Origin of the sequence: Actinomadura roseirufa, from assembly GCF_900659635.1 — a bacterium.
Taxonomy (GTDB): domain Bacteria; phylum Actinomycetota; class Actinomycetes; order Streptosporangiales; family Streptosporangiaceae; genus Spirillospora; species Spirillospora roseirufa.
In genome coordinates, this window is record NZ_CAACVB010000032.1 from 43,744 (window position 1) to 51,123 (window position 7,380).

Below are 7,380 nucleotides of genomic sequence, written 5' to 3' on the forward strand. Positions count from 1 at the left end.
GGCGATCGAGAATGGGTGACAGGGAGGTGATATGGCTCGGGCCGCCGGTGGCGGTCTGGAGGGTTCAGCCGGCGTCGTGCTCGCCCTCGCGCATCTCCTTCACGACGACGCTCTGGTAAGCGCGGGAGGTGTCGGGAACGTAGCTGAGGCGGGCCAGGGCCCTGCCGTCCTGGTCCCTGATCTCGAAGTGGTAGCTCTCGTCCTCGTCGCCGACGTGTGCGACCGCTTGGTCGTGCCGGAGGCGGCACATCGTGTCGACCTTCTCCAGAGCGACCTCCAGGCTCCCCGCGTCGGTGATGAGCCGCGCGGGCTCGCCGGTCTCCCAGATCTCGAACATGTGCGTCCTGTCGGCGGTCGGTCGGAAGGAACGGGCGGGTCATTCCAGACGTCGGGAGCCAGCCTGAACCGAATTGGTGGATCTTTCAATCAGTCCAGGTCTCGGATTGATCACTATTCGGATTGGTAGGTGATCGCAGCGTCATAAGCCGCACGTTATGGGTGCCGATGGGCATGCCGGAGGCGGCCCGGCGGGAGCCGAACGGAGGTGACGCGGGGCATGGGCGAGGTGGTCCTCTCAGGGCGCTTCGACCAGCGCGACACGGGTCTCCTTCGCATCGGGCTCAGCGAAGCGCAGCAGTGACTCGCCCTCGGCGCTCAGGGCGTCCAGGGCCGCCGGGGGAAGAGGCTCGAACGGGTGGAGGTTCAAGGTGGCGATCTTGCGTTTGGACGCGATGTCCCAGGTTCCGGCGGCGAGGCCGTTCCAGAGGAAGACGGCGCGCACACGGAGGTTCTTCGTGGTCAGGCCGGGGCGATGGGCATCGGAGATGACGCGGCGGCGGTCGGAGTGCGCCAGCATGAGGCTGTCGAACTCGGGCAGGAAGCGGGCGGGTGCGGGGACGTCCTCGGCGGGACGCGGGGCGTCGGGCAGGTCGAACAGCTCACGGCCCTTGTCGCCGGCGAAGACCCTGAGGCGCGGGCGCAGGCGGTCGAAGACCTCGCCGAGGGCCGGCAGGCCCGACCACGCCTGCGCGTCGGCCGCGGAGGCGGGACCGAAGGCGGCGAGGTAGCGCAGCATCAGCTCGTCGAGAGACGGGGCCGGGGCGGGGGCGGCGCCGAGCCAGCCGTCGGCCAACGCGAACTCCGCCGCGCGGGGGAAGGCCCACCTGTCCCCGGTCGGGACCATCACGAGCGGCACGCACATCCGGACGGCATGGCCCAAGGCCCGGTCGTTGACGTCCGGGAACTGTTCCCGCAGGAGCGCCCGCACCTCGTTGAAGGTGCGGGGACGCTCCGTCAGCAGAGTCCGCGCCGCGGGGACGACCTTCCCCAGGTCGAGTCCTTCGGCGCGGTCGCCGAGGACGCGCAACCCGCCGTCGAGTATCGGCTGCATCGACGTCCGGAAGGCCGCGTAGTCGGCGGAGGTCATCAGATGAAGGGTGGCGCGCATCATCGTGGCGCGCACGACAGAGCGGTCGTGCAGGGCTTGGACGAGGTCGGGCGGCCGGAAACCCTCCAGGCGCGCCCAGAGCCCGAAGAAGGGAGGCTTGGGCTCCTGGGCCTGGAGGCCGCAGAGACGTCCGACCGCGTCGGCGACCGGGATCGCCTCCCGGGCCAGCAGGAGCTGCCGTGCCAGCGTGGCCCTGTTGAGGGCCTGGACGCTGAGGGTGTCCGCCATGGTGGTCGCCTTCTCATGGTCCCGGACGTCTCCGGGACGGAATCGAGGTGATGGACGATGTTCGGAGCGCCGTGAGCGCGCGGCTCATGCGGCCCGCCGGGGCGGCCGGTTCCACGACCTGCGAGGTCTTCCATTCGGTGTCAGGGTAGTGGGGCGTCCAGGACGTCGGCCAGGGTCTCGCGGACGCGGCGGCGCAGCCATGCGTGCGCGGGGTCGGCGTCGTAGCGGGCATGCCAGGCCATGGAGAGGCGGAGCGGCGGCAGTTCGAACGGGACGGGAACGCGGACGAGGCCGAGGCGGTCCACCAGCGGCCCGTGCAGCCGTTCGGCGGCGAAGCCCATCAGGTCGGTGGTCTGGACGATCAGCAGGACGGTGGCGACGGTGGGCGCGGTCGCGGCGAGGCGGCGCGTGCGGCCGAGGCCGGCGAGGAGGTCGTCGATCGGGCCCGTGAGACGGCCGCGCCGGGTGTTGACGAGCTGGGTCGCCTCGGCCCACTCGTCCAGTGTGACCTCGCGGCCCGCGAGACGGTGGCCGGGTCTGACTACCGAGACGAAGCGGTCCTCCAGGAGGGGTTCGGTCCGGATGTCGGCCGCCTCGGTGATGACGCCCACTTCCAGGTCGACGGTGTCGCGGCGGAGGAGGTGGGTGTCCCGCGGTCCCTCGCCCAGGAACCGCAGAGTGAGGTGAGGGGCCTCGCGTGCGACGCGTTCCAGCAGGGGGCCGGCGAGGACGGCGAAGCTGCTCTCCTCCGCCTGGAGGGAGTAGCTCCCGGTCAGCTCCGCCGGGTCGAAGCCGTCCGCCGCGAAGAGCGTGCGGGCGCGCTGGACGAGCTCGCGCACCTCGGCGTGGATCGCGAGGGCCCTCGGCGTCGGGACCATCGACCTGCCGGAGCGGACGAGGATCGGGTCGCCCAGGGCCTTGCGGATCCGGCCGAGCGTGCGGCTCATCGCGGGACCCGACAGGTGCAGTCGTTCGGCCGCGCCCGTGACACTGCCCTCCTCCAGGAGGGCGTCCAGGGCGACGAGCAGGTTCAGGTCCAATCTGGATTGCATCGGACGCACTCCTGAGCTGCAAAAGATGCATTTGAAAGCAAGTGAGGACGAGCCTACGTTGGGGATCGCGGAGACGGCGCGCGCGGCCCGGATATCCCCCTCCGCCCTCCCTGTGCTCCGGGACCTCCGGGTCCTGCGGCCTTCACCGTCCTTCGTGAGGAGCCCTCATGACGATCGATGCCGCCCGGCACGCCGCGCCGCCGGGAACCGCCCGCGCAGCGGCCCGCGGGATGACCCCGCTGATGTCGGGATGCGTGGTGCTGGTCGTGGCCATGGTCGCCGCGATCAACCTGTCCATTCCCAAGCTGTCGGCGAGCTCGCTGAGCCCGTCGTCCACCGAACTGCTGTGGATCGTCGACTCCTATGTCCTGGTGTTCGGCTGCCTGTTGATCCCCGCCGGGGCGCTCGGGGACCGGTACGGGCGCAAGGGGGTGCTGCTGAGCGGTCTCGGCGTCTTCGCGGCGGGGTGCCTGCTGTCGGCGGCGGCGCCCGGGGTGGTGGTCCTGCTCGCCGGGCGCCTCGTGACGGGGGCGGGCGCGGCCCTGATCATGCCCGCGACGCTGTCGCTCCTGCTGCAGGTGACGGAGCCGGCCCGGCGTCCGCACGCGATCGCGACGTGGACGGCGGCCACCGGAGTGGCGGGCGCCGTCGGCAACGTCGGAGGGGGAGCGGTGCTGCAGTGGCTGCCATGGCAGGGGCTCTTCCTCGCGGGCGCACCACTGGCCGCCCTGCTCGCGCTCCTCGTCGCGCGGCTGGCCCCGCGGGGTGAGCGCCATCCCGCCGACCTGGACGTCCCCGGCGCGGCGATGCTGACGCTCGCGCTGTTCGCCCTGCTGTTCGGGATCATCGAGGGTCCCGAGCGCGGCTGGTCGGCGGCGCCCGTGCTCGGCGGCTTCGCCTGCGGGGCCGCCCTGCTCGCCCTGTTCGCGGTGTACGGCCTGCGGGCGGCCCACCCTCTCCTCGACCCGAGGGTCTTCGCGATCGCCCCGCTGCGCAGCGGGGTGCTCGGGGTGGGGCTGGCGTTCTTCGGCCTGTTCGCGCTGTTCTTCGTCAACGCCCAGTACCTGCAGTACGCGAAGGGATACTCGCCGCTGCTCACCGGAGTGGCCATCGCGCCGCTGGTCGTCGGGATGGTCGCGGTGTCCAAGCGCAGCGTCGGGCTGGCCCGTCGCTTCGGGAGCCGCCCGATGGTCGCGGCGGGGATGGCGACGATCGCCGCGGGGCTGGGCCTGCTGTCGCTGGCCGGCGCGTCCACGCCCTACTGGCTGTACGCGCTCGGCCTGGTGGTGATGTCGCTCGGCATGGGGCTGTGCGTGCCGACGCTGTCGGTGGGCGTCATGGCCGCGCTTCCGCCGGCGCGGGCGGGCCTCGGCTCCGGGCTGAACGGCGCCGCGAGGGAGATCGGCAGTGCCCTCGGGGTCGCCGTCCTCGGCACGGTCCTCACGGGCCGGTTCGCGGACGGGCTGCCGCCCGCCCTCGCCGGGCACGCGCACTCGGCGGGAGAGGCGCTCGCGGCATCGGACGCGGCGGGCGCGGGGCCGGGCGCGCACGAGCGGGTCGTCGAGGCGTTCACCGGCGCCATGGGGGCCGGATACCGGGTGGTCGCGCTGGTGGTGCTGGCGGCGGCCGTCGTGGTCGCGCTGGGGCTGCCAGGCCGGGACCGGACGCCCCGCGGGTGACGATGGCGTGGGTGCAAATGAGATATATCGCAAGGAGTGGACGTGGTCCTGGAAGAAGGTCGTCCGGTTCGCGGGGTCCGCGGAAGGCTTCTCGATCTGCTCTTCGCGCGGGGGACGGTGGAGCACGTGCGTCCGGCGGGCCGGCGGATGCGCTGGATCCGCCTCGGCGGGATGCCCGGCCTGAAATGGACGCCGGGCCAGCAGGTCCGCGTCCATGTGGCGGATATCACCGCCGCCCGCACCTGGGTCGGCGGAGCCGTGCGGAACGCGCTGCGGACCTATTCGGTGTGGGAGTACGACGCGGCCGCGGGCGTCCTCGACTTGTGCGTGCTTGACCACCCGGAGGGTGGCCCGGGGGCGGAGTGGGCCCGGACGCTTCGGGTGGGCCAGGAGGTCGTCCTCGGCAAGCCCGAGGGCTCTCTCGCTCAGGCCGGCCGCGTTCCACCTCTTCGTGGGAGAGGAGACGGCCTCCGTCGCCTTCGGGGCCATGCTCCGTGCCCTGCCGCCGGAAGAGCCGGTGCGCGGGGTGATCGAGGTCGCCGGGGCGGAGGACAGGCTGCCGCTGCCGAGGGGAGCGGAGCTCGTCTGGCGCCATCGCGGGGACGCTCCGGCGGCCTCGTCGGCGACGCTCGTGGACGCCGTGCGAGAGCTGGAGCTGCCTCCGGCGCCGGCGGGAGCCGCCTATGTGGCCGGCGAGGCGCGCACCGTGCAGGCCGTCCGCGCCCACCTGGTGCGCGAGCGCGGGTGGGAGCGGAGATCGGTGCTGGTCAAGCCGTTCTGGACGCCGGGCGGGCGCGGCATGGAATGATCGTTAACGAGCGTCGAGGGCGGGGGATACGGGAGGATTTTTCGGAAAATGCACGTGCATCAGCTCTTGCACCTGCACGCTATCCCTAGCAGGATTGCCCCGGACCCCCCGCACGTGAACTCCCCGGAGATCGCGATGACCGCACACTTGAGCGACAGTGACCGACAGGCGCTGCGGCTGGCCCAGGATCTCCGTGAGGAGATGCGGGCGGCGCTTCCGCCGCAGGCCGCCGCCCCCTCGGTCTCTCCCTTCGTCGACCCGGCGGGGACGCCCAGCGTCCTGCTCCGGATGGACGCCGGCACCGCCCGCGCGCTGATGGCCGTCCTGGCCGAGCGGCGCCTGGAGCGGACCGGCGCGCCACCCACCGAGCAGCGCAGGGCGGACGGATCCCACGTGCCGCCGCCGGCGCAACCCCCGCCCATGGCGCAGGCCGCCGTGCCGGCGCGGGGCCCCATGGCGGTCGCGGGCTCCCCCTTCGGGGAACCCCCGTACGTGGAGACTCCGTATGGGGAGACCCCGTACGGAGAGGCGCCGTTCATCGAGCCGCCCCCCGGCGCGCCGATGTTCCCGGGCGGAACCGGCCCGGTACCGCTGGTGCCCTCGGTCTACCCGACGCACTGATCGCGCGCCGTCCGGCGGCCCTGGGATCTCTCGACCCGGGGCCGGACACCGGCCGGGCGAACACCGCCTCGGCGATACCGCCCACCGGGACTCCGTGGTCCAGCGCGGTCCGCGCCTCCAGCGGCCGGTGCCCTTCTGCTCGGGCCTGGTCCAGGACGACGTCCACGAACGGCGCGCCGGTCTCGGCGCCCGTGTGCATGAGGACCTCGGACGGTGACCCCGAGGCCGTCACGCGTGGTGTGATCGGCCGGCCCTGAGCGGCCCCGCCCCTCGCGTCTGAGTCGGGAGCTACTCGTACGGGTTGCGCGGCTTGGCGATCCGCCGTACCGCCGTGCCGTGGAGCTCTTGGACGCCCGTCTCCACCCGGCCCGAGGCCGGTGGCGCCCAGACGCCGTCGACCTGGACCCAAGCGTCGGCGGGCGGCCGGGGCAGCTCCCGGACGATCACCGGGAACGGGATCGCGTCACCCGCGCAGCAGGCCATCTTGAGGCGCGTCACCTGCCAGCCGCCGCCCTTGCGAGGGGTCACGAAGCCGGTGAGGCGAACGGGGACGCCCGTCAGTGAGGCCGGGTCGCCCGTCTGGGCCTGGTAGGAACGCCCGATGAACTCGCCCATGGTCATCGAGACCGGCCCTCCCGTGCGGGGGAGGGCGCCGAAGCCCTGAGCGGGCGGCGCGGGCGGCGGCGCGGGCCGCCCGGTGTCGCGGGCGGCGGTGAAGGAGCCGAGCGCGGGCGGCGCGACGACGAAGATCGCGGCCACCGGCAGGCACAGCAGCCAGGCGACCCGCGGGCCGCGCGCGTGGTCGTGCCCGTGCCCGTCATCGGCGCCGCCGTCACCGGCTCCGGGCGTGCTCCCCGGGCGGTCCCGCCATTCGCGGCGCAGGCCGGCGGCGCCGAGCAGCACGAGGACGCCGCCCGCGGGGACCAGCAGGTGGCGGAACCCCGGCTTGACGTAGTTGACGTACTCGCCGGAGCCCAGGGTGATCCAGAGCACGGCCGCGCCGATCAGGACGAGCAGCAGGTTCTGGGCGGACCGCGTCACAGCAGGATCCCTCCGACGGCCGTGCTGACCGCGACCGCGAGGACGAAGGTCAGCGGGATGAACCGGACGGCGAAGCGGCGTCCGAAGAAGCCCGCCTGCAGGGCGATGAGCTTGAGGTCCACCATCGGCCCGACGACGAGGAACGCCAGCCGCGCGGTGGGGGAGAACGAGGTGAGGCTGGCCGCGACGAACGCGTCCGCCTCCGAGCAGATCGACATCAGCACGGCGAGGACGGCCAGCACCAGGACGGGCGCCCAGGGGACGCCGGCGACGCCGTCCACCCACGCGGGGGGCACCGCGACGTTGATCGTGGCCGCGGCGAGCCCGCCCACCACGAGGAAGCCGCCCGCGTGCATGATGTCGTGCCGCATGGCCTGGCGGAAGGCGTCCCAGCGGGCGCCGTGCGCGGTGTGCGGCCGGGGCGGGACGCGGATCCACTCGCCCTTGCCGAACAGGGCCCACGTCCAGCCCGCGAGGACGGCGACCAGCAGGGAGGCCGCGAAC

9 protein-coding genes and 1 pseudogene are annotated in these 7,380 nt (G+C 73.3%); 4 read left to right on the top strand and 6 right to left on the bottom strand.

Annotated elements, in window-relative coordinates; translation table 11 throughout:
* Window positions 1-64: 64 nt before the first annotated feature.
* The 3 genes from E1291_RS10200 to E1291_RS10210 form a co-directional block, all read right to left on the bottom strand.
* The gene (locus E1291_RS10200) at window positions 65-337 is read right to left on the bottom strand and encodes a hypothetical protein (protein ID WP_131737502.1); all 273 of its coding nucleotides are present in this window, start codon (window positions 335-337) and stop codon (window positions 65-67) included.
* Window positions 338-574: 237 nt separating this feature from the next.
* The gene (locus E1291_RS10205) at window positions 575-1,675 is read right to left on the bottom strand and encodes a winged helix DNA-binding domain-containing protein (RefSeq protein WP_131737503.1); all 1,101 of its coding nucleotides are present in this window, start codon (window positions 1,673-1,675) and stop codon (window positions 575-577) included.
* A gap of 140 nt (window positions 1,676-1,815) precedes the next feature.
* Window positions 1,816-2,727 carry a LysR family transcriptional regulator gene (locus E1291_RS10210; RefSeq protein WP_131737504.1) on the bottom strand — a complete coding sequence of 304 codons (912 nt, stop codon included), beginning with the start codon at window positions 2,725-2,727 and terminating at the stop codon, window positions 1,816-1,818.
* Window positions 2,728-2,894: 167 nt separating this feature from the next.
* Here E1291_RS10210 and E1291_RS10215 point away from each other — a divergent pair, with 167 nt between their 5' ends.
* From E1291_RS10215 to E1291_RS10225, 4 genes and pseudogenes are all read left to right on the top strand, one after another.
* Complete coding sequence (locus tag E1291_RS10215) at window positions 2,895-4,406, top strand: MFS transporter (protein WP_207400656.1); 1,512 nt, start codon at window positions 2,895-2,897, stop codon at window positions 4,404-4,406.
* Between the two features lie 171 nt (window positions 4,407-4,577).
* Window positions 4,578-4,814 (top strand): annotated as a pseudogene (locus tag E1291_RS45070) (siderophore-interacting protein); the annotation flags it as partial.
* A 43-nt stretch (window positions 4,815-4,857) separates the two neighbouring features.
* A complete protein-coding gene (locus E1291_RS45075; RefSeq protein ID WP_207400657.1) occupies window positions 4,858-5,214 on the top strand; it encodes a siderophore-interacting protein in 357 nt (118 codons plus the stop codon).
* Between the two features lie 135 nt (window positions 5,215-5,349).
* Entirely contained in the window at window positions 5,350-5,835 is a 486-nt protein-coding gene (locus E1291_RS10225; RefSeq protein ID WP_131737505.1) for a hypothetical protein, read from the top strand.
* On the opposite strand, the gene E1291_RS10230 is transcribed toward E1291_RS10225, so the two are convergent.
* The 3 genes from E1291_RS10230 to E1291_RS10240 form a co-directional block, all read right to left on the bottom strand.
* Complete coding sequence (locus E1291_RS10230) at window positions 5,750-6,034, bottom strand: hypothetical protein (RefSeq protein WP_131737510.1); 285 nt, start codon at window positions 6,032-6,034, stop codon at window positions 5,750-5,752. The genes E1291_RS10225 and E1291_RS10230 overlap by 86 nt on opposite strands.
* Before the next feature lie 89 nt (window positions 6,035-6,123).
* Complete coding sequence (locus E1291_RS10235) at window positions 6,124-6,876, bottom strand: TIGR03943 family putative permease subunit (RefSeq protein WP_131737506.1); 753 nt, start codon at window positions 6,874-6,876, stop codon at window positions 6,124-6,126.
* Window positions 6,873-7,380, bottom strand: a 508-nt coding sequence (locus tag E1291_RS10240; RefSeq protein ID WP_207400658.1) for a permease, incomplete at its 5' end; no start/stop codon positions are given. The genes E1291_RS10235 and E1291_RS10240, both read right to left, overlap by 4 nt.